Here is a 26,516-nt window from a genome sequence, read left to right as displayed (position 1 = left end):
GTCTGCGCAATTTTGAGCGCTTTCGTAATAGGATCTTGTACATTAACACACGCAACGAAAAAGGACACGCACTGTATTCAGTGCATGTCCTCTCCAGGAGTGCATAGACACTTTAGCACCCCAAAATTTGACAAAGAACCAAAAAAGCTGCCTGCCAATAGGCAAGATTGAGGGATTGCGCTTATCAAGGCGAGACGTCCATCGCCGAAAGATTCGCAAACAGTAAACTGCATTAAAACGGCAAAGGGAGAAATTGTGGAGGAAAGTTAAGCGAGTCGTCAAATTATTTGCTGAGCTTTATGTTGAAAAATTCGTGCAGAAAGCTTTCACAGACAGACAGCGACGATAGGCCCGGTCGGAGTTTTCTCTGCCGGAAAAGTCGGTGCTCCAATATAAGAAGGCGGAGTACAGAGCCCTTTTATCCCTTACATCTCACCTAACAGAGTATCAGGCAGATGCTAAAAGTAACGGAACCGTTTTCGTGACCGACGAAGTTTCAAACAGACTTTCCCTGCAGGATTGTAACCACCAAGCTTAGTTGCGGGAGTGGGTGGCAGATGAAGAGAGGTGTTTTTTCCTTCGTCTCCATACGAACGGTAGTGAGGAACATTTTTCGATGGTTCAAGGCTGCCTGTAAGCACAGCTTGCTGTACTAGCAAGACCGCAGAATCGTGTTATCAAATGATCACTTCGGCGCTCTCCCAAAGGGCGGTTTGACACTGGCCTTCCGGTCATTTCCCTTCGTGTTTTGGCATCGCCGCACTTAAGTCTTTTCCCAGCACCGAAGGTGCTATGCTGCCTAGCCTTTCAGGGCCCATGCCTCAACTAGACAGCTTGACAGCCGCCATTATTTTTCCTACTGGCCTTTATCTTTGCTCTAAACAAAATCTTCCTTGACATCCATCTTCTAATAATGCTATAATTCAAAATTTGACTTTATTCCAAGATTATGTTAAACTAACATCATGGGTATTTGACCATGCGGTCAAATGGGTTGATTTTTGTCAGGAGGAGGTGGCTTACATGTTTACCGTAGGGGACAAGGTGCTCTATCCGATGCACGGTGCGGCCGTGATTCGAGACGTTGAACAAAAGGTGATTGATGGCCGTCAGATTGATTATTTCGTATTTGATATGCTCCTAAGCAACATGAAAGTCATGGTTCCTGCCGGTAATGTTGAAAAGGTGGGCATTCGTCCTATTGTGGATAAGTCCGTTATGCCCAAGGTTGAAGAGGTCCTCAAGGCTCGTCCTGAAAATAGGATGAAGCGGATTACTTGGAACCGTAGATACAATATGTACATCGATAAGATGAAAACGGGCAGCATCTTTGAAGTGGCCGATGTGGTTCGTACGCTGGCCGTCCAGGAAGAGGATAAGAAGCTTTCCACGGGGGAACGGCGTCTTCTTTCAACGGCAAAGCAAATCTTGTTGAGCGAGGTCATGCTTGTTGAATCCGTTGACGAAGAAAAAAGTGAAGCTTGGCTTGAAAAATTCATTTGACACTGCTTTCTTGTAAGCACCCTTTCGTTTTGTGCGAAAAGGGTGTTTTTCCTTTATGGCCCTGATTGTTCAGTCGGTTTTGACTTCATTTTTTATCTTTTCATTCAGAGTAGAGTATAGTACAATAAGGGGATGAAATTTACAAAAGGAGGTGATTTTATGCTTGAAAAGATTTCCCGGTTTCTCATTATTCTTGTCTTTGCCATTTCGGGTCTGCTCATTATGGAAGTTGCATCACCATTTTTATCCCAGTTTGTGAGCAATGAGTATCTAAAAGTCGGCTTCCTCGGTGTTACGCCGCTGCGTCTTGTCCTAGGTCTATTGGGTCTTGTTGTCTTTGGCTCCTTGGGAAAATGGGCTGCTCCGTTTCTCATGAACCTCATCATGCGTTTTTCCGAACGGATGGCCATGTACCTTGCTGATCTTCCTACCAGTGATATTTTTGTCCTTGCCATTGGCGTGATTTTGGGCCTCATTGTAGCGGCTCTGCTGGGAACGAGTTTTTCCCGTCTGCCCATCATTGGACCGTATATTTCCCTCATCTTCAGCATCCTTGGCGCTATTGTAGGGGCTAAAGTGGCACTGAACAAGCGGACTGATATCGTTTCCTTTTTTAACCGGATCTGGTTTTCTTCGCGCGTAAAGGAAAGTTCGAAAAAGACCGCATCCCATGTTTCCCGCACTCATAAACTTCTTGATACCAGTGTGCTCATTGATGGCCGGATCCTTGAAATCATTCGTTTGGGATTTCTTGAAGGGACCATCATCATTCCCAAATTCGTCCTGGAGGAGCTGCAGAAGATTGCCGATTCGGCTGATACCTTGAAACGCAATCGAGGCCGCAGGGGTCTGGATATTGTGCAGGAAATCAAGGATCTTAAAAATGTTTCCATCGAAATCGTCGATAAGGATTTCGATGACTTGACGGAAGTTGATGCAAAGTTGGTCCGCCTTGCGGCCCAGATGAAAGGTGTCCTTGCGACAAATGACTTCAACCTCAGCAAAGTGGCCAAGATCCAGGGCGTGCCGGTCTTGAATGTCAACGACCTTGCCAATGCCCTCAAACAGGCTGTGCTGCCTGGGGAAGAACTAAGGATTTTCCTTGCTAAGGAAGGTAAGGAACAAGGCCAAGCCATCGGCTATCTTGATGATGGCACCATGGTCGTTGTCGAAAATGGCAAACGTTCTGTCAACCAGACCGTGCCCGTCACTGTGACGAGCGTGCTGCAGACATCGGCGGGACGGATGATCTTTGCGAAAATGAAATGATGGGAGAGACGGATGGAAGAACAGCTTTATGGAATCATTGCCGCGGCCGGCATGGGAAAACGGGCTCAGTTGGGGTATAATAAGAACTATGCACCCCTTGGGCATGTGCCAATCTTGGTTCGCAACCTTCATGCGTTGAGCGGCATTGCCTTTCTTACCCATGTTATCATAGCCGTTGCCCCAAAGGAATTGACAGAAGCTCGGGCTCTGCTTCAGAAATATGAAGCGGCTTTTTTCCCTACCTTATCTTGGTCCCTTGTACCAGGCGGCAGAGAACGGCAGGATTCCGTAGCCTGTGCCTTACAGACCTTGCCCAAAACCGCTTCTTGGGTGGCCGTCCATGACGGAGCAAGGCCTTTTGCGGATGCCGCCTTATTTGAACGTGTTTTTTTGGCGGCTAAGCGAAGCGGGGCTGCCGTTGCCGCGCTTCCCGTCAAGGACACCATCAAGGTTTCCACCAATGGGAAAGAAACCCTGCAGACCTTGAAACGCAATGAACTTTACCGCGTCCAGACGCCGCAGATTTTTGACGTGGCACTCTTGCGGAGGGCTTTTTCCTATGTGACGGCCCATAACCTTGTCGTAACCGATGACGCCAGTATGGTGGAGGCCTTAGGGCATCCTGTATCCCTTGTTGAGGGTCTGGAGGAAAATTTTAAGATTACAACGCCGGAGGACTTTATCCGCGCCGAAGGCGTTCTCAAAAAGGAGCAGATTGCCATGGATTTTCATGTAGGATCAGGCTATGATGTCCATCGTCTTGTCCCTCATCGGCCGCTCATCCTCTGCGGGGTCACCATTCCGTACGAATTGGGCCTTGAAGGTCATTCCGATGCCGATGTTGCCCTTCATGCCTTGATGGATGCAATCTTAGGCGCCGCTGGCATGGGGGATATTGGCCGCCTCTTCCCAGATTCCGATGATGCTTATCTGGGAGCCGACAGCAGGAAGCTGCTGCGGGAGGTGATCGGCCGCGTTGAAGAAAAAGGCTGGCATATCCATAATGCCGATGTGACCATCATCTGTCAGCGGCCTAAACTGATTTCCTACGAAAGGGCCATGCTGGAAAATCTCCAAGAAGATTTAGGTCTTTCCGGTGACGCGCTGAACGTCAAAGCCACGACAACGGAAAAACTAGGCTTTACAGGAAGAGGCGAGGGGATTGCCGCGGAAGCGGTTGTCCTCCTCAAGAAATGAAATCAATCATGATTTTTGTTAATCAATTTGGAGGCGTATATCAATGGAAAAAGAAATGAGAGTACGTTTTGCACCGAGCCCGACTGGCCCGTTCCACATCGGCGGCGCCCGTTCCGCACTTTTCAACTGGCTTCTGGCTAAACGCATGGGCGGTAAATTCGTACTGCGCATTGAAGATACGGACCGGAAACGTTCTACGCCGGAATCTGAAGAAAACATTAAGGCCGCTTTGAAATGGCTTGGTATCACTTGGGATGAAGGGGCGGACGTGGGCGGCCCTTATGGCCCCTACCATCAAATGGAGCGGCTCGATATCTATAAGAAATATACTGACCAGCTGCTCAAGGAAGGGAAGGCCTACTATTGTTACTGTACGCCGGAAGAGTTGGAGGAAGAACGGCAGGCTCTCCTCAAGGACGGCAAGATGCCCCGCTATATGGGCAAATGCCGCCACCTGACGGAAGAACAAAAGGCCCAGTATGAAAAAGAGGGCCGCAAGCCTTCCATCCGGCTCAAGGTTCCTGAAAATGAAACCATCGTCGTCCATGATATGGTCCGCGGCGATGTTGAATTTGATTCAAATGGCATTGGCGACTTCGTCATTGTAAAAAGTGATGGGATTCCTACCTATAACTACGCCGTGGTCATTGACGACTATCTGATGCATATCACCCATGTTATCCGTGCGGAAGAACACCTGTCCAACACGCCGCGTCAGCTCCTTGTCTACGAAGCCCTTGGCTTTGAAAAACCGGTCTTTGCCCATATTTCCCTGATCCTTGGCACAGATCACACGAAGATGAGCAAGCGTCACGGTGCGACGAGTGTTGACGCCTATCGGCAGCAGGGATATCTGCCGGAAGGTATCGATAACTTCCTGGCCCTCCTTGGTTGGGCCCCTCAGGGTGAAGAAGAAATCTTCAGCATGGAAGAAGCCTGCAAGGTCTTTTCCATGGACCGCGTGGCCAAAAACCCTGCAGTCTTTGACATCAAGAAACTCAACTGGATCAACAGCCAGCATATCCGGAAACTGACGCCGGACGCCTTTTTTGAACTGGCCAAACCCTTTATGGTGAAAGCCGGCTACATGACGGGCGACGAAACAGGGGAAAAGCTTGACTGGCTGAAACGCGTTGTCGCAACGGCCCAGACTCAGGTCGACTACGGTGCCCAGGTGCCGGAAAAGGTTGCCCTTTACTTCACGGATGATTTCGACTTCGAAAATGAAGAAGCCGTTTCCGTCCTCAAAGAAGAAACAGTGCCCCTTGTCATGAAAGCCCTCATCGAAGGCTTCCATAGCCTGGATGAACTGAACCACGACAGCGTCAAAGGGGTCTTCAAAGCAGTCCAGAAAGGCAACAAACTGAAAGGCCAGCAGGTCTACATGCCGTTCCGCGTAGCCCTCACGGGAAATCAGCATGGACCGGAACTTGCTGAAATGATTCCTCTCCTTGGTGCTGACCGTGTGGAAAAACGCATCATGAAGAGCCTTGAAAAGGCCCATGTGAGCCTCTAAGAAAGGAGCATGATATGAGTACCATCCGTGTATATAATACAATGACTCGCAAAAAAGAGGAATTCGTTCCTCTTCATCCGGGGAAGGTGGGCATCTACGTCTGCGGCGTCACGCCTTACAACCATCCCCATATTGGCAATGCCCGTCCTTTCGTTGTGTGGGACGTTATCCATCGCTTCCTTGAACATGAAGGCTATGATGTGACCCATGTACAGAACTTCACCGATGTAGATGACAAGATCATCCGTGAAGCCAATAAAGAAGGCGTGACGTGGGACGTGATTGCTAACCGCTATATCAAGGCTTATTTTGAAGTCATGGATAAGCTTCATGTACGCCGCGCCCACGTCTATCCCCGCGTCTCCGACCATATTCCGGACATTATCCATACGGTCCAGCAGCTCATCGATCATGGGTACGGCTACGTCGTTGACGGCGATGTCTACTACCGTGTGGAAAAGTTTGAACATTACGGCGAACTGTCCGGCCGCACGCTGGACGACATGATGGCCGGTGCCCGCGTTGACGTGGATGAACGCAAGGAAAACCCTATGGACTTTGCCCTTTGGAAATCGGCCAAACCGGGCGAACCGTCCTGGGACAGCCCTTGGGGCAAAGGCCGCCCGGGCTGGCACATTGAATGCTCGACCATGAGCACGAAATACTTGGGGAGCTCCTTTGATTTCCACGGCGGCGGCAGTGACCTGATCTTCCCACACCATGAAAACGAAATTGCCCAATCTGAAGGTGCTACGTGCTGCCATCCTTTCGTGCGTTACTGGGTCCATAACGGCTTCATTACCATCAATGAAGAAAAGATGTCAAAATCTCTGGGCAACTTCTTCACCGTTCTTGATATCCTGAAGGAATACGAACCGGAAGTGCTCCGTTATTTTATCCTTCAGACCCATTACCGCAGCCCCTTGGATTTTTCCGATGCGCGCCTCAAAGAAGCCAGCCGCAGCTTGGAACGGCTCCGCACGGCGTCGCAGAACCTTACTGAACTAAAGGGCGTTATCAGCGTTGGTCCTGATGAGGATAGTCTTGCCCTGCGGGAAAAGGTGTCGGGCTTTGTGGAAAGCTTCCTCGAAGCTATGCGGGACGACTTCAATACTTCCCTTGCCATCAGCTATCTCTTTGCCCTCGGCAAGGAAATCAACATTCTTCATCAATCCGTCATGACCGGCGGCCAAAAGCCGGATGGTAAGCTTGTCGATATGATGGATAAGGCCTGGAAGGAAATGACCTCCATCATCGGTATCCTCGAAGAAGACCCTGGCGCCAAGACCGAAGCCGTAAAAGACGCAGATGAAGACGCAGCGGCCATTGAATCCCTTATCGCGGAGCGTCAGGAAGCACGGAAAGCCAAGGATTTCAAGAAAGCAGATGCCATCCGTGACGAACTTGCCCAAAAAGGCATTCTTCTGGAAGATACGCCTCAAGGCGTGCGGTGGAAAAGACAGTGAGATTTGAAACGTACAAAAAGATGCGGGACCACGCCCTTGCCGTCTGTGACGGACCGTTGCCGGACGTGGATCCTCATCTGATTAACCCTATTGAGCTGGCCTATATTGGCGACGCCGTTTTTTCCCTATATGTGAGAAAGCGTCTCTTGCCCGTGTCCGGTCACGTCCAAGTCCTTCATGATCTGGCGGCCCGTATGGTTTCTGCGGTCATGCAGGCCAAAGCCATGGACGGTATTGAACCCCAGCTTACAGAAGCAGAAGCTGTGGTCGTGCGTCGTGGACGTAATACGAAGTCGACAGTCCCCAAAAGCGCGACTGTCCGCGAGTACCGGCAAGGGACGGCTTTTGAAGCCCTCATGGGATGGCTCTACCTTACAGGGGAAACGGCGCGCCTTGAAATACTGATGAAGGCGTCTTTTACCCTCATTCAGCAGGCCATGATGAATGAAAAGAGAGGATAACCTTATGATCAGCTGTAAATTGATCCGCTATACGCCGGATCCGGACCGTACCGTTGCCATGAGTGCCCATCTGTGCTATTCCCCCATTGGGGCCGCCCAGATTGAGGAAGACATGACAGATGACCAGGTACGCCGTCTTGTGCGCCAGCTCGCCCGCATGGGACATACATCCACTTTTGAACACGTGACATTTACCTTTGCCATTGAAGGCGTATCCCGGGTGCTGACCCATCAGCTTGTCCGTCACCGGATTGCGTCCTATTCCCAGCAGAGTCAGCGCTACGTGAAGGAACATGACTTTGAAACCATCGTTCCACCGACCATTGCCAAAGATCCTGCCCTGAAAGAAAAATTCGATGGTCTCTGCGGTAAAATCCAAGCCCTTTACAATGAGATGACAGAAGCGGGCATTCCCGCCGAGGATGCCCGCTATATCCTGCCCAACGCGACGGAAACCAAGATCGTCGTCACCATGAATGCCCGCAGCCTGCTGCACTTTTTCGAGCTGCGCTGCTGCAATCGTGCCCAATGGGAAATCCGGGCTTTGGCGAACATGATGCTTGAAGAAGTGAAAAAAGTGGCACCCATTCTCTTTGGAAATGCGGGACCGACCTGCGTGACTCAACGCATATGCCATGAAGGCAAGATGAGCTGCGGCCGTCTTGAAAAACTTTTCGCAATGGATCGTCAGAGGGGCCAGAATAAATAAGGAAATGTATCGCTTTTTTGATCATGAAAAAGAAGGAACCGTGAATAACTTCGCGGTTCTTTTTTGAAGGAGCAATGAGATGGGATACGATTCAATCGAAGAAATCCAGAAGCAGACCCATGAATGGGCCTTTATCAAGGAACTTCCGGAAACTATAGGCGTTTTCAAGAAGAAAATAACGGATTACATAGAAGGCCAGGTTCTTTTTATCTGCCGTTATGAAGCCCCGGAGCTGAGGGCGAGCGTCGATTTAACGTATTCGGCAGAAACCTTTGATTATATCTTGGTGAGAACCATGGGGCTCAATTCCTTCCGTGATGTCCGACTGATCTATAAGGAAAGGGACGTCTTTGAAGAAAAGACCAAGAAATACCTGCCTCTGGTCATTAGCAATATGGAGCATCCGGAACAGGTGAACCTGGGCGAACTGTATGAAGCAAAAAAAGTCGAGGACTGGGAATTTGGCAAAACCTTGCCCAAAAAAATCGGGTCCTTTGAGCTTTACATCGATCCCAGCCACGCCATTGAACATATCAACGGTTCCATTATTCTTATCGACTATTCTGACTTTGCACGCCGGGATCAACTCATCATCATGTATAACCGACTGCGTGATGAGTTTTTTGGTGAGCTCAAGGTGAACAGCGTTTTCCGTACAACAACGAGTTTTGATGGAAGGAACGTGAAGGAACTGGAAGACAAACTCAAAAAGAATCTGGAACCGACCCTCAAGTGGGTCAGCGAAACAGATCATACGATTTAAAAATCGGAGCCTTGGCTCCGATTTTTTTGTGAGGGAGGGAAAGACCAAACGGTAAAAGAGTGTAACGCTGGATCCAAACCGCTCCTGCAGGGGGGATGGGTCCAAAATGATTCGCCCTTACACGTGTTCTTTGACTTTCCGCTCGCGCTCCAAAGCAGCCTAAGAAACCCGGGCGAAAGGTCCTCACTGCCATTCGTAGAGAAACGGCATGCAGTTTCTCATCCACCACTAAAACCGGGAAATGGCATGAAACGATTTATGGAAACTTCAAAATTTCGGTTCCCCCGCTTTGCAAAGGCGGATCGATGTGTTGCCTCAAGTTCAAAGGGAAAAGACCAAATGCGGACCATATCAGGTGCTGTCATGATCTTTATATAATCAGTTTCTTCCAGAACTCAAATAAAACCAAAGATCCCTCAACCGAACCTGCGTCTACGTCCGATTTAGGAATTATCTTAGGGTCGTACGCCTCATGTTCTTTTGCCTGCCAATCTGTTCCCTTCGAGTTTTAGCACTACAAGCATCCAAGCATCTAAGCCTTTCCCCCCTTCCTAAAATTTCGTATCCATGGTACACTATAAACTGAATTCTCTGCGAAAATGATGGAGGCTTTTCCCTTGAATAGACATCTCAAGCGCTATCTTACGATTACAGCCGGTACTTGCGTTTCCGGTATTGCCATGAACGCGTTTTTCCTGCCGAACCATCTTCTGAGCGGCGGTATTACAGGGCTTGGCATGATCTTGTATTATCTTTTTGGTTGGACCGTCGATGTGACGAACATCGTCTTTAACATTCCGCTTTTTATCCTTGCTTATAAACTGATGAGCCGTGAATATTTCATTAGCGGCATCTACGGAACCTTCGCTCTTTCTTTCTGGATCCGTGTCTTTTCTTTCCTGAATGGGGCCGTGCCTGTCACTGACCCGATGCTCTGCAGCATTGCTGCCGGTGTCCTTCACGGCATCGGTCTTGGCACCCTCTACCGCGTTGGCGGCAGCACGGGGGGAACGGATATCATTGGCGGCATCATGCAGAAGTTCTATTCCATCAGCATCGGTACAACGGGATTTGTCATCAATCTCATACTTCTATCCATTGGTGCCTATTGCTTTGGACTGGCACCGGCCATGTACACCATTGTGGCCTATTTTGGCGTGGCCAAGATGAGCAATGTCGTCAATGATGGATTCAATCACAAGAAAAATGTTTTTATCATCAGCAATCGGAGCAAGGAAATTGCGGAAGCCATCATCAATCGGCTGGGCCGCGGCGCGACTTATATCGATGGGGAAGGGGCTTATACCCACGAAACGCGGAAGGTCATTTTCTGCGTTGTGAAACTTACTCAGGTGGCACGCCTCAAAGATCTGGTCTCCCAGCTCGATCCGGATGCCTTTATGATTGTTCAAGATGCACGGGACGTAATGGGGAGGGGCTTTACCCGGGAAAAGAACCACAACATCAAGCGGCCCATTGATTTGCAGTAACCTAGTTGGATAATATGCTTTGATTTGATGAACTTACACGAGCCCACTGCGTTAGGTAGACTTACCTAACGCAGTGGGCTCATGACGTATGACAGGGTTGTGAGTTGAAGGCGCCGTATCTTCAGCGTTTTTTTCGTGGTTTTTCTACTAGCTGCCAAAGATAGCCTTGGCCTTCCCTTCACTGCATTCCAGCTTTCTCTTCTTTCCCCCTCTTGAAAAATGTCAAAAAGTCAAATATAATAAGAGAAGATTATTAGAGGGGAGGGCTCCTTGGGACCTTTTCCTTTTAGCAACCTTTATCGAGGAGGTTTTGAGCATGAGAAATATTGCCGATGTCATAGAACAATTTATTATCAGTGAGCTTTTTGCCAACGACGAAGATTCCATCAATGTCAAAAGAAGCCAGCTTGCGGAAAAGCTTTCCTGCGCGCCCAGTCAGATTACTTATACCCTAACAACGAGATTTACTCCGGATAAGGGCTTTGAAGTGGAATCCAAGCGGGGCAACGGGGGATTCATCCGTATTGTCCGTCTGCCTCAGGAACGGACTCCTAAAAAACTCTCCTTGCCGCCTCAAATTGAGTCAGCCGAAGGTATGGTGGACGCCCTGGTGGAACATCGCATGATTACGATGCGGGAAGGCCGCCTGCTATCTTATTTTCTTTCTTTCCTCGGAGATCACGTGACGGAAAAGGATAAGGAAAAGATGATCGTCTCTGCATACCAGTCCCTGACTAAAGGAGCCTGACCGTGGCTAAATCCGTAACCAAGTACGTCTGTCAAAAATGCGGCTACGCATCCGTCAAATGGCTGGGAAAATGTCCAGAATGCGGGGCCTGGGATTCTCTTGTGGAAGAAGTGGATGCCCCCGTAGATCGCCATCGCCCAAGCTATCTAAAAACAGCTGAACACGTGGCGCCCAAGACGCTTCGTGAAGTGGATAAGGTCAAGGTCAACCGCATACCAACGGGCATCACCGAATTCGACCGTGTCCTTGGCGGTGGCATTGTCCCAGGATCCCTCATCTTATTAGGGGGCGCGCCAGGCATCGGGAAATCAACCATTACCCTTGATGTATCGATGAAAGCGGCCAATCGCGGGATTCCCGTCCTTTATGTATCTGGAGAGGAATCGGAGGCCCAGACGGCGATGCGGGCTGAACGCCTGGGCACGGCGTCCGATGCCTTAAAGGTCATGACCGCAACGGAGCTTGGTACCATTTTGGTCGAAGCGAGAAAAGATGCGCCGAAGCTATTGGTCATCGACTCCATCCAGACCATGTACAACAGCGAGCTTGAAACGGCTGCGGGAAGTGTGGGGCAGGTGCGGGAGTGTACGGCTAAGCTCCTTAATTTTGCCAAGGAATCAAATATCGCCATCATCATTATCGGACACGTGACAAAAGAAGGGAACATTGCCGGTCCCCGTCTTTTGGAACATATGGTCGACGTCGTCCTTCAATTTGAAGGGGATCGTTCCTATACATACCGCGTCCTGCGTGCCCTCAAGAATCGCTTTGGCTCGACAAGTGAATGCGGCATCTTTTCCATGGAAGCAGAAGGCCTCCAGGAAGTGAGCAATCCGTCGGGACTTTTCCTTGAGACAAAGGAAAAGCCCGTCCCGGGATCTGTTATCACCGCCACAATCGAAGGGAATCGGCCCATTCTGGCTGAAATCCAGGCCTTGGCCGCCCATACTCCCTTTGGTATGCCGCGACGGACCGCAGTAGGCGTTGATTATAATCGGGTCAACATGCTCATTGCCATTCTTGAAAAACGAATGGGAATGAACTTTGGGGACCAAGATGCTTATGTAAGTGCCGTTGGGGGCATGAAGATTACGGAACCTGCAGTGGACCTTGCCATTGTAGGCGCCCTTGTTTCAAGCTACCGCAATGTGCCCGTTGGGGCGGGCATCCTCTGCTTGGGGGAAGTGGGGCTTACCGGCGAGCTGCGCCGTGTGGGACTCACGGACCGGCGCATCAAGGAAGCAGCGCAGCTGGGCTTCAAGCGCTTCATCGTGCCGCGGGGCAGCTTTATGAACGGCAAAAAAGCACCCGCTGGTGTGGTCGAATGCCGGACCGTGGAAGAAGCCATTGGCGCCATGTTCCGCTGAACTAAAGAATAAGGACGGAGACTCATCGCACGAATGCGAGGTTTCCGTCCTTTTTTCGCACTTATTCACCAAAAAATTCCACAATTTCGTGGATGGCAAGGGCCATCTGCTTGGGGTTCTGGAACGGGTGGTTGGCTCCTTCGATAGGGATAAAGGTAATGACATTATTTTCGGCAAAGGCCTTTGCTTCTTCAAAAGGAATCATTTCATCCTTTGTGCCATGGAGAATGATGAGATCATCGGCAAAGTCAAAGAATTCGCTTTTCCGTACATCATGGGTCCTGAGATCATCCAGAAAAGCCTGATCAATTTTCATCTTGCGGTCAAATCCAACCTGGATTTCCTTGCCTTTTTTGAGAGCCGATCGGTCCGCTTCCGTAAGGTAGCGGTTCATGCTTTCATCAATCGTGACAGCTGGCGCACGTAGGGCAATGCGGGTAAAGGGATTGCCTTTTTCAAGGAGAAACCGCAGCGTTACATAGGCCCCAAAACTAGTGGAATAGTTATAGACCTTTTCCGCACCCAAGGTCTTTTTGGCGTAGTCCGTAACGATGGCAAGGTATTTCAGGCATTCGTCCATGAGGAGCTTTTTGCGCGCGTCCTCGCCATGACAGGGAAAATCAAAGGCAATGACGGCATCATCCTTATATTTGCTGGTCAGGTGCTGCGCAAAATTTGTAACGCCTGCCGTGTCCTTGCTGCTGCCAAAACCGTGAGTCACAATGGCGACATGCTTAAACCTGCGTTCGTTCTTGCGGCTGTCATGGCAGAAATAGCGGCAGCGGATACTGCAGCCTTCCTCGTTGATCTGTAGTTTCTTTTCAATCATGATGGGCCTTCTTTCCTTGGTGGTTCAAGGGACATTATACTCGCCGCTGCCTGATTCGGCAAGGAAGGAGGCGTCATTGCAATCTGCTTATTTTGTGTCGTTGACAACACTGCGGCCGTATAGTATATTTACTTTATATGAGTGTGAAAGATAATCGCGGCAGCGCAAGCTGATGAGGAAAGTCCGAGCTCCACAGGGCAGGATGCTGGATAACGTCCAGTGAGGGTGACCTTAAGGAAAGTGCCACAGAAAACAAACCGCCGGCTCGCCGGTAAGGATGAAACGGTGCGGTAAGAGCGCACCAGCGGCCAAGTGATTGGTCGGCTTGGTAAACCCCATCCGGAGCAAGACCAAATAGGGAAGGGATGAAGCGGCCCGCTGATCCTTCCGGGTTGTGTCGCTTGAGTCCATAGGCAACTATGGAACTAGATAAATGATTATCGTAACAGAACTCGGCTTACTGATCACTCATATCCATTTTTGAATTGTACAGGAGGAATCTTTATGGAAATCATCAATATCTCTGATAAAGCAGCCTTTGATCAACTCGTCAAGGAAAGCACGAAACCGGTCATGGTTGACTTTTGGGCGACCTGGTGTGGTCCCTGTAAGATGGTCGCTCCTATGATTGCACAGATTGCGGCAGAACGGGATGATGTGCAGGTGGCTAAAGTTGATGTGGACCAAGTCCCTGATGTAGCCAGCGAATTTGGCATTGCCGCCATTCCGACGGTTGTTTATTTCAAGGATGGCAAGGAAGCCCATCGCTTTGTCGGCGTCCAGTCAAAAGCCGCTTATTTGGATCCTCTTCAAAGCCTGTGATTTGCATGATGAAGAAACTATCTATTGTAGTCCCCGTCTTTAATGAACAAGAAAATATCCACGAATTTTACAGGCGCGTTACGGAAGTAATGGCGCCTTTATCTTATGACTATGAGCTGCTGTTCATCGATGATGGTTCCCGTGACCAAAGCGCGGCCATGATCCGTGAACTGGCGGATAAAGATCCTCATGTGGAAGGCTATCTGTTTTCCCGTAACTATGGCCATCAACTGGCTCTTACGTGTGGACTGGAACACGCCAAGGGGGATGCCGTCATCTCCATGGACGGGGACCTGCAGCATCCGCCGGAAATGATCCCGGAACTGATTTCCCTTTGGGAATCGGGGTATGAGATCGTGCAGACCGTCCGTAAAGCGACGGAAGACGCCACTTTCTTCAAAAATATCACGTCAAGTCTTTATTATAAGCTCATCAATACCATGAGTGAAGTCCGGATTACACCGGGAGGTTCTGATTTTAGGCTCATGGACCGGAAAGCGGTGGATGCGCTGAATTCTTACCACGAACGGGCCCGTTTTATTCGTGGAATGGTGAATAACCTAGGATTTCGGACGACGACCCTGCCTTTTGTGGCGCCGCCGCGTTTTGCTGGTCATTCCAAATTTAACCTAAGAAAAATGCTGCGTTTTGCCCTGGACGGGATTACGGGCTTTTCCCGGGTTCCCCTGCGCCTTGCTTTTTATGCAGGACTCATTTTTGGCATCGGCAGCCTGCTGCTGCTTCTCCATGTCCTCTATGCCTGGATCATGGATGAAGCCGTGCCCGGATGGACGACCCTTGCAGCGGCCGAGTTCTTTCTCGGCGGTGTGGAACTGATGGGCATCGGGATCGTTGGTGAATACGTAGGCCGTATCTTTGAGGAAGTCAAGCATCGGCCTCTTTATATCGTGCGGGAACATATCAAACATGAATATAAGGTGGCGGACGCAATCGCACATATAGTTAAAAAATAAGAGCCAGAACTGCGAAGAAACAAGAAATTTCTCCGCAGTTTTTTGATAGGAAAAGGTAAGGGGCGGCGACGAGGGCATGATTGAAAGCGTACACTGCAGCCCAATGAGAGCGGAGCAAAGGTAGGCACGCTTTTTGCCCATTGCCTTAGGATGGACAGGAAATGGACCTGCGACCACCAGGTTGACGCTCTGCGTTATCGGTTTTTTACATTTTGAATCCTTTAGCTTAACAGCCGAAGACGCAGGCTAGAGACAGCGTCTTTTGTCTTCCCTTTCGAATTTTATACCTTTTTCGAATATGGGCCTTAGGCAAATCCTGTTTGCTCTAAAAAACGAAAAAATTTCCCAAAAGTGGCTCGCCCGCCAAAGGCATTTTTTGGGCGACTTTACCATGAGTTTGTGTACTGCAACAATTTACGTAGCACCATGATTTCATGGCCATCTCGTAAATCTTAAAATGAGAAAAGAAGGCAACTCGTGCAGAAAATCGCCGCGATTTTTACTCCAAGTAAAAATAAAAAGGGAGGACCGAAGATTGCAAAAAGCTCCCTATATTTTAACTCAGTCCGATTTTTGGACTGAGTTAAAATGCAGGGAAAGAACGCTTTTTACTCCACCGCCAGCACTGCAGGTGCGGAACCACCATTTGGGCATTAACCGAATTGACAGCTTGAAAGCGTCTTTTTTCGTACCCATTTCTTGAACAAAATGTGACATATTGGACTTTTTTTCCTTCCATTGCTATAATGTGAAGTGCAGAAAACGTAAATTTAATAAAACCGAATCGTAGGGATACGAACGGAGGACCCAATGTTGGGGTGAATTTCCTTTCTTTTAGGAATAGGGTGTCTCGACCCGAACCCGGCAGCTAACTTCGTAGGTGAATCGAGAGGGTGTGTTTATTATTTTAAAACGGATGATGCTTGGGGCTGTTGCCGCCTTTGTGCTGAGTTTTGCTGCTGTCCCTTTCCAGAGTGCGGATGCAGCGGCATTTCATCAAGGCGAATCGGGGCCGGAAGTGGCCGCCATTCAGGAAAAACTGCTTATGGAAGGCTATGATATCGGGATTCCTGACGGTGTGTACGGCGAAAGAACCGTCGACGCCATCAAAAAATATCAAGCCAGCATGGGCCTTGAAGTGGATGGCATCATTGGTGATTCCACGTACATGAAGCTCATGGGAAAACGGATGCCCCAGTATGCAGGATATGGAGTAAGCCGCGGGCGTTCCTATCGTGGCAGCGGGGCAGCGAGAAGGTTGATCTCCCGAGCCTTTGAGTACGTAGGTGTGCCTTATGTCTTTGGGGGAACGACGCCGTGGGGGTTTGACTGCTCCGGCTATACGCAGTATGTCTTCCGTCAGATTGGCATCAGCATCCCCAGAACAGCGGATACCCAGTATTACAGTTATCCAAAGGTTTCTTCCCGGAACCTTCAGCCCGGTGACTTGGTCTTTTTTGAAACGTATGAACCGGGTCCCTCCCATGTCGGGATCTATATTGGCGACGGCAAGATGCTTCAGGCTGGTTCCAGTACGGGCGTGACCGTTTCCGATGTGTTCGGCGGCTATTGGGGTGCCCGCTATATTGGGGCCGCTCGGGTTCTCTAAGTGATAAGCGGTAAACTCAATCCTGTTTTTCAGGGTTGAGTTTTTTTATGCCTGCTCTAGAAAAGCTATGCGAAAGAAAGGAACGTTATGGAACCTTGTACCCTTTGTCCTTTTACCTGCGGCGTTGTGCGTCCGCTTCATGAAGGCGGACCTGGCCACTACGGTGTTTGTCGTTGCGCCATGACGCCTAAGGCGGCGCGTGCGGCCCTTCATCACTGGGAAGAGCCTTGCCTAAGTGGGGAAGACCCTCAAAAAGGCGGCAGCGGCGCGGTTTTCTTTTCTGGCTGCACGCTGCACTGCGTCTACTGTCAAAACAGTGAAATCAGCACAGAAAACCATGGCTGGGAAGTGACGGCGGACCGCCTCCGAGCCATTTATCAGGCGCTCATCGACCAAGGCGCCTATAATATTGACCTTGTGACAGCTACGCAGTATCTGCCTATCATCCTGCCATCGCTCACGCCAGCCCTTCCGGTCCCCGTCGTCTATAATACAAGCGGTTATGAACGGGTGGAGACCTTGCGGCTGCTTGAAGGAAAGGTCCAAATCTATCTTCCCGACCTTAAATACCATGATGATGCCCTGGCCCAGCGTTACAGCCGCTGCAACAATTATTTTACTACAGCGTCCAAGGCCATCCTTGAGATGTTCCGCCAAGTGGGTCCTTATGAGCTTGACGAACGGGGCATTATGCAAAAAGGCGTCATCATCCGCCATTTGATCCTTCCTGGTCACGGTAAGGACAGTATGCGTCTCATCGACTGGATTGCCGATACCTTTTCCCCCGGCGACGTCATGGTAAGCCTCATGCGCCAATATGTCCCCTGCGGCACGGCGGCCCAGTATCCGGAAATCAATCGCAAGCTCACAGATGACGAATATGAAGAAGTGGAACTGCATTTTCTGGAAAGCCGCATCGAAGACGGTTTCATTCAGGAAAGTCCCGCCGCTGATGACAAGTTTATCCCGGCCTTTGATGGTACGGGCATCTTGCCTTAAGGCTGCGGCTTTCTATCTGTGATCGCCTATGGTAAGATAAAAGTAGAATGAACTTCCCTTTTGGGGGAAGAGGTGAGGTGTCTTATGCAGAGAGTCCCCTTAGATCGTCTCATTGTCAGCCACAATCAAGAAGACCAGCGGATCCATCCCTACTACGATGGGATGGTCACGGAGGAGCATGGATTGCCCCTTGACGTTTATTACGAAATCATTTGGAAAAAACGGCTCGGCTTCAGTAACTGGCACTGGCATGAAAAAATCCAGATCCTGCTTGCCATCCAAGGGGATATGGCTGTCATGCTGACGGACCAGAAATTTGAACTCCATCCAGGGGAAGGACTCATCATGAATGCCGGGCAGCTTCACCGCGTGATTCCCCGGCAGCAAAAATCGGGTATCCTTGTCTGCCTGAACCTGAGTCCCAGTGCCCTCGGTCTTCGCAGTGGGTCGTATATGGATCGAAATTTTGTTGAGCCCTATACAAAAAATCCGGAATTTACGGCCGTCCATCTTCATCCCCTCATTCCCTGGTGCAAGAAACTGATGGATGAGGTGCAGGGCGCGTATCTCATCAAACGGGGAGGGGAGACGGCCTACGAAGTGGACCTCATGAGCGTCATGTATCGCATTTGGTCCCTGTTCATCAAGAACGTGACCTTTACAAAGGCCAAGAAATCCACATCCGCTCGTCACCAGTCCATCACAAAGACCCTTATGGGCTTTATCAAGGCCCATTACCATGAAAACTTTGCCATAACGGACCTTGCAGCCTTTACAAGTTACAGCGGCAGCGAGTGCTGCCGGATTTTTAAGGAAACGGTCCACGAAACAATTTACCAGTTCCTCAATAAATATCGCCTTGAAAAAGCCGCAGTCCTCCTGCGAAATACAGAGCTTCCTGTAAGTGCTGTCGCACAACGAACAGGATTCAGTTCGACCAGTTATTTCATCAAATGTTTCAAACTCCAGACCATGCGCACACCGCTGCAGTTTAGAAAAGAGCTCCATAAGTAAATCGGGCCCTATCCTGACCTCCCGGATTAAGTGATTCCTTCACTTAGTCTGGGATTTTTTTGGGTTCTTTGTCAAATTTTGGGGTGCTAAAGTGTCTATGCACTCCTGGAGAGGACATGCACTGAAGATAGTGCGTGTCCTTTTTCGTTGCGTGTGTTAATGTACAAGATCCTATTACGAAAGCGCTCAAAATTGCGCAAACCAAATGAGACACGTTTTAACACCTTGATTTTATTGTTGCAGCCTTCAGTAAAGCCGTTGGAGTAAGGATATATAAGGGCGCTCCTAATTTCTTCGTACCAATAGGTAAAGGACTTAACCAGAGAGTTCATTTCCGGTAAATCAGCGCTTTTTACCAGGTCTATCCATGCTGAAAGTGCCCAAGAAATGTTGGTATGATCCTTGAATCGAAGCACCTTGGAAAATGCGTATGTTAGCGCGTAAGCACATCTTAGACATTGTCTTGTTGGACTTAACCGTTCGGCTATGGTGACAAAGGCGTTTTTGCTCTGCCTTGTAAGCGCGCTCCATGGCCCATTGGACTAAGCGGATCATATGAAAACGGTCTGCCACGATGCGCGCCTTGGGGAAGATCGTTTTTATGACTGAACGGAACTGCATAGACATGTCCATTGTGACAAATTCTACTTTTCGTCGTTCACTCATGGGGAATTGATAGAAATACTGGAGCAGAGCCGGTGTGGTTCGAACCGGAAGAATGTCCATTATACGCTTGTTTTCAGAGTCAGTGATGATGACTTGGTACTTCTGACCGGCAGCATTTCCTTTAAATTCATCGATGGAAAGCACGCGGGGAAGGTGACTGGGACGAGGAATATGGACTTCATTAAAGACACGAATGACCTGGCTGGTGCTGACATGGCATCGTCTGGCCACTTCTTGGAAAGAAAGGTGTTGACGCAGCTCCTGGAGCATGACTTGTTGAAGCGAGGAAGAGGTTTGGAAATACGGAGAGGCAAAGGGGCTCTTCTCGTTAACTGTGTGACCACAGCTGCATATATAGCGCCTCTAGCGATACAGGAGATGCAACTTTTTATGGAGAAGTGGGGAATGTTTGATGAGGCGCGTATAGTAGCCCTTTATGCGTCTTGTAGTGGCCTTGCAATGAGGGCAGATGTGTTCTTGAGGCGGCAGCTGAACCGCTAAAACCAAGGCTGATTCCGTTTCCTTTAAATTTTGAATCCATTCCTCTTTAATTCCTGTTAATTTTTCGATATAATCTAGAGAAGGCATATGTATTCAACTCACTTTCTTTATTGTTTGATCACTTTAATTGTAGAGGATTTGAGTGCATATGCCTATTTTTTTATTGAAAAAAGTAGGCGCTGAGAGGACACGCATCTGGACGGTCACGTTAGCGCCCCAAAATAAATTATAGAACCAAATAAATTATAGAACCATTTTCTATGTCTATATGAAGATAATGGAAGATGTCATTTTTTTAGTACTTCAAAAGATTGCTTTATAAGATGATTCCTTATATAATGAATAGACAGTAAATACAGTCAATTTCAAACAGCAATGAAAAAAGAAAAGACCTGCCTAAGCAGGTCATAGCACACACTGTGCTGCCGGACGAACCGGCGACTTCGTAAAAACGTTATTTGAACTCGATATGTAAATTAAAGGATATTTACATGTTTACTCTAGCATAATCTTAAGGAGATGTCAACATGGGAAAAATGTATTATCTTGGTCTGGATATAGGAACAAATTCTGTTGGATATGCCGTAACCGACCCATCGTACCATTTGCTCAAATTTAAAGGCGAACCGATGTGGGGTGCCCACGTGTTTGCTGCGGGGAATCAATCAGCTGAACGGAGAAGCTTTCGTACGAGCCGCAGACGCCTTGACCGCAGGCAACAGCGTGTCAAACTGGTTCAAGAAATCTTTGCTCCCGTGATTAGTCCCATTGATCCACGTTTTTTTATCAGACTTCATGAGAGCGCTTTATGGCGGGATGATGTGGCTGAAACGGATAAACATATTTTCTTTAATGACCCGACCTATACGGATAAGGAATATTATTCTGACTATCCAACCATCCATCATCTCATTGTGGACCTTATGGAAAGCAGTGAAAAGCATGACCCGCGGCTTGTTTATTTGGCTGTTGCCTGGCTGGTTGCTCATCGTGGTCATTTCCTCAATGAAGTGGATAAGGATAATATTGGGGATGTCCTGAGTTTTGACGCCTTTTATCCTGAGTTTCTGGCATTTCTTTCCGATAATGGGGTGTCACCTTGGGTATGTGAGTCAAAAGCACTCCAAGCGACCCTGCTTTCACGAAACTCCGTCAACGATAAGTATAAAGCCTTGAAGTCTCTGATCTTTGGCAGCCAAAAGCCGGAGGATAATTTTGATGCCAATATCAGTGAAGATGGACTTATCCAACTTTTAGCAGGAAAAAAGGTCAAGGTCAATAAACTTTTTCCTCAAGAAAGTAATGATGCTTCCTTTACACTCAATGATAAGGAAGATGCAATTGAGGAAATCTTAGGAACGCTTACACCGGATGAGTGTGAATGGATTGCGCATATTAGGAGGCTGTTTGATTGGGCCATCATGAAACATGCTCTCAAAGATGGCAGAACAATCTCCGAATCGAAAGTAAAGCTCTATGAACAGCATCACCATGACTTGACACAGCTCAAGTATTTTGTGAAGACCTATCTAGCAAAGGAATATGATGACATTTTTCGAAACGTAGATAGTGAAACAACCAAAAACTATGTCGCATATTCCTATCATGTAAAAGAAGTCAAGGGTACATTGCCCAAAAATAAGGCAACCCAAGAAGAATTTTGCAAGTATGTCCTTGGAAAGGTAAAGAACATCGAATGCAGTGAAGCTGATAAGGTTGATTTTGATGAAATGATTCAGCGTCTTACAGACAATTCCTTTATGCCGAAACAAGTATCAGGTGAAAACAGGGTTATCCCTTACCAGCTTTACTATTATGAACTAAAGACTATTTTGAATAAAGCCGCTTCTTATCTGCCTTTTTTGACCCAATGCGGAAAAGATGCCATCTCCAATCAAGATAAGCTCCTTTCCATCATGACCTTTCGGATTCCGTATTTCGTTGGGCCCTTGCGCAAGGACAATTCAGAGCATGCCTGGCTGGAACGAAAAGCAGGGAAAATCTATCCGTGGAATTTTAACGACAAAGTTGACCTTGATAAAAGTGAAGAAGCGTTCATTCGGAGAATGACGAATACCTGCACTTATTATCCCGGTGAAGATGTTTTGCCACTTGACTCCCTTATTTATGAAAAATTCATGATCCTCAATGAAATCAATAATATCCGAATTGATGGTTATCCTATTTCTGTAGATGTAAAACAGCAGGTTTTTGGCCTCTTTGAAAAGAAGAGAAGAGTGACCGTAAAGGATATCCAGAATCTCCTGCTTTCCTTGGGTGCCTTGGATAAGCATGGTAAATTGACGGGAATCGATACTACCATCCATAGCAATTACAATACATACCATCATTTTAAATCGCTCATGGAGCGTGGCGTTCTTACTCGTGATGATGTGGAACGCATTGTGGAGCGTATGACCTATAGTGATGATACAAAACGCGTCCGTCTTTGGCTGAACAATAGTTATGGAACGCTCACTGCTGACGACGTAAAGCATATTTCAAGGCTCCGAAAGCATGATTTTGGCCGGCTTTCCAAAATGTTCCTCACAGGCCTAAAGGGAGTTCATAAGGAAACGGGGGAACGAGCTTCCATTTTGGATTTTATGTGGAATACCAATGATAACTTGATGCAGCTTTTATCTGAATGTTATACTTTTTCGGATGAAATTACCAAGCTGCAGGAAGCATACTATGCCAAGGCGCAGCTTTCCCTGAATGATTTTCTGGACTCCATGTATATTTCAAATGCTGTCAAACGTCCTATCTATCGAACTCTTGCCGTTGTAAATGACATACGCAAAGCCTGTGGGACGGCGCCAAAACGCATTTTTATCGAAATGGCAAGAGATGGGGAAAGCAAAAAGAAAAGGAGCGTAACAAGAAGAGAACAAATCAAGAATCTTTATAGGTCCATCCGCAAGGATTTTCAGCAGGAGGTAGATTTCCTTGAAAAAATCCTTGAAAACAAAAGCGATGGACAGCTGCAAAGCGATGCGCTCTATCTATACTTTGCGCAGCTTGGAAGGGATATGTATACCGGGGACCCTATCAAGTTGGAGCATATCAAGGACCAGTCCTTCTATAATATTGATCATATCTATCCCCAAAGCATGGTCAAGGACGATAGTCTTGATAACAAGGTGTTGGTTCAATCGGAAATTAATGGAGAGAAGAGCAGTCGATATCCTCTTGATGCTGCTATCCGTAATAAAATGAAGCCTCTTTGGGATGCTTATTATAACCATGGCCTGATTTCCCTCAAGAAGTATCAGCGTTTGACGCGGAGCACTCCCTTTACAGATGATGAAAAGTGGGATTTCATCAATCGGCAGCTTGTTGAGACAAGACAATCCACGAAGGCCTTGGCAATCTTACTAAAAAGGAAGTTCCCTGATACGGAGATTGTCTACTCCAAGGCAGGGCTTTCTTCTGATTTTCGGCATGAGTTTGGTCTCGTAAAATCGAGGAATATCAATGACCTGCACCATGCAAAGGACGCATTTCTTGCGATTGTAACAGGAAATGTCTATCATGAACGCTTTAATCGCCGGTGGTTTATGGTGAACCAGCCCTATTCCGTCAAGACCAAGACGTTGTTTACGCATTCTATTAAAAATGGTAATTTTGTAGCTTGGAATGGAGAAGAGGATCTTGGCCGCATTGTTAAAATGTTAAAGCAAAATAAGAACAATATTCATTTCACGCGGTTCTCTTTTGATCGAAAGGAAGGCCTGTTTGATATTCAGCCACTAAAAGCGTCAACCGGTCTTGTACCAAGAAAAGCCGGACTAGACGTGGTAAAATATGGTGGCTATGACAAATCGACAGCAGCTTATTATCTCCTTGTTCGATTTACACTAGAAGATAAAAAGACTCAACATAAATTGATGATGATTCCTGTAGAAGGCTTGTATAAAGCTCGAATTGACCATGATAAGGAATTCTTAACGGACTATGCACAAACTACAATCAGTGAAATCCTACAAAAAGATAAACAAAAGGTGATAAATATAATGTTTCCAATGGGAACAAGGCACATTAAACTGAATTCCATGATTTCAATCGATGGTTTTTATCTTTCCATTGGAGGAAAGTCTAGTAAGGGAAAATCGGTGTTGTGTCATGCTATGGTACCTCTTATTGTACCTCATAAGATAGAATGTTATATTAAGGCGATGGAGTCTTTTGCACGTAAATTTAAAGAAAATAATAAATTAAGGATTGTGGAAAAGTTTGATAAGATTACGGTGGAAGATAACTTGAACCTATACGAACTATTTTTACAAAAACTTCAACATAACCCATATAATAAGTTCTTCTCCACACAATTTGATGTGCTGACTAATGGAAGAAGTACATTTACTAAATTATCTCCAGAGGAACAAGTTCAAACGTTATTGAATATCTTATCAATTTTTAAAACTTGTCGGAGCTCTGGCTGCGATTTAAAATCCATTAACGGTTCTGCTCAAGCTGCCAGAATTATGATCAGCGCAGATTTAACTGGACTCTCAAAAAAATATTCCGATATTCGGCTTGTTGAGCAATCAGCATCTGGACTTTTTGTTAGTAAATCACAAAATCTTTTGGAGTATTTATGAGCTATCGAACAATCGTCATCACGCAACGCTGCAAATTGGACTTCTGCATGAATTATGTAGAAGTCCAGACAGCAGTTTCTAAAAAGCGCATTTTCATTGATGAAATCAAGACCCTTATCATTGAAAATACAGGAGTTGCGATAACGGCCTATTTACTGTCCGAACTGATGAATCGGAAAGTCAATCTTATCTTTTGTGATAAGGCCCATAATCCACAGTCCAGTCTATTGCCGTTGCACGCACGATTTGACTCTATCCGAAAAATCAAGCAGCAAATGATCTGGTCGCAAGAAATCAAAGATGAAGTATGGGATTGTATCGTTAAGGCGAAAATTAGGCAGCAAGCCCTGTTCCTAGATGAACTGGAAAAGAAGGAACAGAGCAAGATGCTCATGTCGTATCTTGATGATGTGGTGTCGGCTGACGCCCATAATAGGGAGGGCCATGCAGCTAAAGTTTATTTTAATGCACTTTTTGGTAATTCCTTTACCAGGGACCTCGATTCGCCTATTAATGCAGGACTTAATTATGGCTATTCTCTGCTTTTGTCTTTATTCAATCGTGAGATTGTCTCTGCTGGCTATCTGACGCAGCTGGGCATCTTTCATGAAAACACCTATAATCCTTATAACTTTAGCTGTGATTTAATGGAACCCTTTCGCATCCTTGTCGACCGCTATGTTTATAATATGAATCCAACAACCTTTGCAAAAGATGAAAAGCGAGAGATTATCAACCTTTTTCAGGAGATTCTCTATATTGATGACTCGAGACAATTTTTAGCAAATGCTATCAATATTTATGCAAATAGCATTTTTCAAGCCCTGGAGAAGTGTGATACTTCCAAGATTAAGATCTATGAAATATGAGCTATCGATTTATGAGACTGTTAGTATTTTTTGACCTGCCAACAATAACGGCGCAAGATAAACGGGAATATCGAGCTTTTCGCAAGCTATTGATCAAGAATGGCTTTTTTATGATGCAGGAATCCGTCTATTGCCGGATGATCCTAAATAAAGGCCAAGAAGAGGCCATTGTTTCCATCCTCCTAAAAAATAAGCCCAAGGATGGATTGGTCCAGCTCTTATCGATTACGGAAAAGCAGTTTTCCAATATTAAGTGCATTGCGGGAAGTTTTGAGACGGATGTACTCGCTAGTGATGAACGGGTGGTGGTTTTGTGAAGCTCCTCATTCCAGATTATCAAATCAATTTAACATGGAAAGATTATTCCGTTCCCACCCTCATTATTGAAAATCCTCATCAGTTCTTCGAAATTATAAATGACTTGGTCTTGCAGATCAAAGAAGGAAATAATGGAAAAGCCATCTATTCTGATAAGGATAAGCCTGTTCCTTTAGAAAAAGCTTTTGAAATTTTAATCGATTACCTATCCATTGATTCAGTTCCCAAAATGCTTCTTACGAAGATCCAAAAAAGAATGGAATTTCAAGCTACAAATGGGCCTTTATTTGAAAACACACAGATTCTGTTAGCACAAATGGAACACCTAGCGGAAGAAATCGCCATGAGTCTAGATCTTGAAATAGATTGCGAAAAATTAACGGTTGGAAATCTCTTAAAAGCCTTGGGAATCACTATTAATTTGGATTATAATGGACTTGGTGAAAAAATCTTTGTTCTTATGGATCTTATTTCACGCTTTGAAGGAGATAAAATCTTTATTCTAGTCAATCTTCGAAGCTATCTTTCTAGTGAAGAAATACAGCTTTTTGTGGATACGGCCTTGGCTCATGACCTTAAATTTTTGCTTATAGATAACCGCCGATATCCCTTGTTTCATCAGGAAAAGAGGGTTCTTATAGATAACGATTTATGTGTATTATAAATTAGCACCTTTTGAATTTATCTACACGGAATGATAATCCGTTGATCAAATTTGAGGTTTGAGAGATATGTAAATTCAAAGGATAATCAAACTGTCTTGTTTTGGCTCGTACCTGTTGTTTAGTTTGAGAGATATGTAAATTCAAAGGATAATCAAAC

22 protein-coding genes, 1 other RNA gene, 1 pseudogene and 1 riboswitch are annotated in these 26,516 nt (G+C 46.9%); of the genes and pseudogenes, 21 read left to right on the top strand and 3 right to left on the bottom strand.

Going from position 1 to position 26,516, the window contains the following annotated elements; all coding sequences use genetic code 11:
* The first annotated feature begins 1,023 nt into the window (after positions 1 to 1,023).
* From H503_RS0111695 to radA, 11 genes are all read left to right on the top strand, one after another.
* A complete protein-coding gene (locus H503_RS0111695; protein ID WP_014128377.1) occupies positions 1,024 to 1,503 on the top strand; it encodes a CarD family transcriptional regulator in 480 nt (159 codons plus the stop codon).
* A gap of 159 nt (positions 1,504 to 1,662) precedes the next feature.
* Positions 1,663 to 2,772: a PIN/TRAM domain-containing protein gene (locus H503_RS0111690; RefSeq protein ID WP_021737122.1), complete on the top strand. Its 1,110-nt coding sequence runs from the start codon at positions 1,663 to 1,665 to the stop codon at positions 2,770 to 2,772.
* Between the two features lie 12 nt (positions 2,773 to 2,784).
* Positions 2,785 to 3,969 (top strand): 2-C-methyl-D-erythritol 4-phosphate cytidylyltransferase, encoded by a 1,185-nt coding sequence (gene ispD / locus H503_RS0111685; RefSeq protein ID WP_009016177.1) that lies wholly within the window; start codon positions 2,785 to 2,787, stop codon positions 3,967 to 3,969.
* A 43-nt stretch (positions 3,970 to 4,012) separates the two neighbouring features.
* Entirely contained in the window at positions 4,013 to 5,485 is a 1,473-nt protein-coding gene (gene gltX, locus H503_RS0111680) for a glutamate--tRNA ligase (protein WP_016459572.1), read from the top strand.
* Between the two features lie 14 nt (positions 5,486 to 5,499).
* Positions 5,500 to 6,951: a cysteine--tRNA ligase gene (gene cysS / locus H503_RS0111675; protein ID WP_026385759.1), complete on the top strand. Its 1,452-nt coding sequence runs from the start codon at positions 5,500 to 5,502 to the stop codon at positions 6,949 to 6,951.
* On the top strand, positions 6,948 to 7,412 hold the full coding sequence (locus tag H503_RS0111670; RefSeq protein ID WP_009016180.1) for a Mini-ribonuclease 3: 465 nt from the start codon (positions 6,948 to 6,950) through the stop codon (positions 7,410 to 7,412). Before cysS ends, H503_RS0111670 begins: the two co-directional genes overlap by 4 nt.
* 4 nt (positions 7,413 to 7,416) lie before the next feature.
* Positions 7,417 to 8,121: an FAD-dependent thymidylate synthase gene (thyX, locus tag H503_RS0111665; protein WP_009016181.1), complete on the top strand. Its 705-nt coding sequence runs from the start codon at positions 7,417 to 7,419 to the stop codon at positions 8,119 to 8,121.
* Between the two features lie 79 nt (positions 8,122 to 8,200).
* The gene (locus H503_RS0111660; RefSeq protein WP_014128380.1) at positions 8,201 to 8,884 is read left to right on the top strand and encodes a hypothetical protein; all 684 of its coding nucleotides are present in this window, start codon (positions 8,201 to 8,203) and stop codon (positions 8,882 to 8,884) included.
* 617 nt (positions 8,885 to 9,501) lie between these two features.
* Positions 9,502 to 10,374 (top strand): YitT family protein, encoded by an 873-nt coding sequence (locus H503_RS0111655; protein ID WP_016459570.1) that lies wholly within the window; start codon positions 9,502 to 9,504, stop codon positions 10,372 to 10,374.
* A 316-nt stretch (positions 10,375 to 10,690) separates the two neighbouring features.
* The gene (locus H503_RS0111650; RefSeq protein ID WP_009016184.1) at positions 10,691 to 11,122 is read left to right on the top strand and encodes a CtsR family transcriptional regulator; all 432 of its coding nucleotides are present in this window, start codon (positions 10,691 to 10,693) and stop codon (positions 11,120 to 11,122) included.
* 2 nt (positions 11,123 to 11,124) lie between these two features.
* Positions 11,125 to 12,489, top strand: a complete 1,365-nt coding sequence (radA, locus tag H503_RS0111645; RefSeq protein ID WP_014128382.1) for a DNA repair protein RadA — start codon at positions 11,125 to 11,127, stop codon at positions 12,487 to 12,489.
* Between the two features lie 61 nt (positions 12,490 to 12,550).
* Here radA and H503_RS0111640 read toward each other — a convergent pair whose 3' ends face one another.
* Positions 12,551 to 13,318: an alpha/beta hydrolase gene (locus H503_RS0111640; RefSeq protein ID WP_009016186.1), complete on the bottom strand. Its 768-nt coding sequence runs from the start codon at positions 13,316 to 13,318 to the stop codon at positions 12,551 to 12,553.
* A gap of 138 nt (positions 13,319 to 13,456) precedes the next feature.
* Between H503_RS0111640 and rnpB the strand changes: the two genes are divergently transcribed.
* The 6 genes from rnpB (at position 13,457) to H503_RS0111615 (ending at position 18,736) form a co-directional block, all read left to right on the top strand.
* Positions 13,457 to 13,793: RNase P RNA component class A (rnpB, locus tag H503_RS12135), an RNA gene on the top strand.
* A gap of 29 nt (positions 13,794 to 13,822) precedes the next feature.
* Entirely contained in the window at positions 13,823 to 14,140 is a 318-nt protein-coding gene (trxA, locus tag H503_RS0111635) for a thioredoxin (RefSeq protein ID WP_014128383.1), read from the top strand.
* Positions 14,141 to 14,145: 5 nt separating this feature from the next.
* Positions 14,146 to 15,114 (top strand): glycosyltransferase family 2 protein, encoded by a 969-nt coding sequence (locus tag H503_RS0111630; protein ID WP_014128384.1) that lies wholly within the window; start codon positions 14,146 to 14,148, stop codon positions 15,112 to 15,114.
* 767 nt (positions 15,115 to 15,881) lie between these two features.
* Positions 15,882 to 16,011, top strand: a riboswitch (cyclic di-AMP (ydaO/yuaA leader).
* Positions 16,012 to 16,033: 22 nt separating this feature from the next.
* Positions 16,034 to 16,723 (top strand): C40 family peptidase, encoded by a 690-nt coding sequence (locus H503_RS0111625; RefSeq protein ID WP_172618910.1) that lies wholly within the window; start codon positions 16,034 to 16,036, stop codon positions 16,721 to 16,723.
* 87 nt (positions 16,724 to 16,810) lie between these two features.
* The gene (locus H503_RS0111620) at positions 16,811 to 17,722 is read left to right on the top strand and encodes a radical SAM protein (protein ID WP_009016190.1); all 912 of its coding nucleotides are present in this window, start codon (positions 16,811 to 16,813) and stop codon (positions 17,720 to 17,722) included.
* An 84-nt stretch (positions 17,723 to 17,806) separates the two neighbouring features.
* Complete coding sequence (locus H503_RS0111615; RefSeq protein ID WP_014128387.1) at positions 17,807 to 18,736, top strand: AraC family transcriptional regulator; 930 nt, start codon at positions 17,807 to 17,809, stop codon at positions 18,734 to 18,736.
* A gap of 95 nt (positions 18,737 to 18,831) precedes the next feature.
* Here H503_RS0111615 and H503_RS12780 read toward each other — a convergent pair.
* Positions 18,832 to 19,672, bottom strand: a pseudogene (locus tag H503_RS12780) (ISL3 family transposase).
* Positions 19,673 to 19,765: 93 nt separating this feature from the next.
* Complete coding sequence (locus tag H503_RS12775; protein WP_014128389.1) at positions 19,766 to 19,990, bottom strand: transposase family protein; 225 nt, start codon at positions 19,988 to 19,990, stop codon at positions 19,766 to 19,768.
* A 440-nt stretch (positions 19,991 to 20,430) separates the two neighbouring features.
* On the opposite strand from H503_RS12775, the gene cas9 reads away from it, so the two are divergent.
* The 4 genes from cas9 to csn2 are packed head-to-tail and all read left to right on the top strand — an operon-like array spanning position 20,431 to position 26,358.
* Positions 20,431 to 24,507, top strand: a complete 4,077-nt coding sequence (cas9, locus tag H503_RS0111600) for a type II CRISPR RNA-guided endonuclease Cas9 (RefSeq protein WP_026385754.1) — start codon at positions 20,431 to 20,433, stop codon at positions 24,505 to 24,507.
* Entirely contained in the window at positions 24,504 to 25,376 is an 873-nt protein-coding gene (gene cas1, locus H503_RS0111595) for a type II CRISPR-associated endonuclease Cas1 (protein WP_009016218.1), read from the top strand. The genes cas9 and cas1 overlap by 4 nt, the downstream gene beginning before the upstream one ends.
* A gap of 11 nt (positions 25,377 to 25,387) precedes the next feature.
* Positions 25,388 to 25,693, top strand: coding sequence for a CRISPR-associated endonuclease Cas2 (gene cas2 / locus H503_RS0111590; RefSeq protein WP_009016217.1), 306 nt, complete (start codon positions 25,388 to 25,390; stop codon positions 25,691 to 25,693).
* Positions 25,690 to 26,358: a type II-A CRISPR-associated protein Csn2 gene (gene csn2 / locus H503_RS0111585; RefSeq protein WP_009016216.1), complete on the top strand. Its 669-nt coding sequence runs from the start codon at positions 25,690 to 25,692 to the stop codon at positions 26,356 to 26,358. The genes cas2 and csn2 overlap by 4 nt, the downstream gene beginning before the upstream one ends.
* The last annotated feature ends 158 nt before the right edge of the window (positions 26,359 to 26,516 follow it).

The sequence above is a fragment of the Acidaminococcus intestini DSM 21505 genome, from assembly GCF_000425045.1.
GTDB classification, from domain to species: domain Bacteria; phylum Bacillota; class Negativicutes; order Acidaminococcales; family Acidaminococcaceae; genus Acidaminococcus; species Acidaminococcus intestini.
The sequence above is the reverse complement of the archived record's forward strand: the minus strand, read 5'-3'. Positions and strand labels throughout refer to the sequence as shown.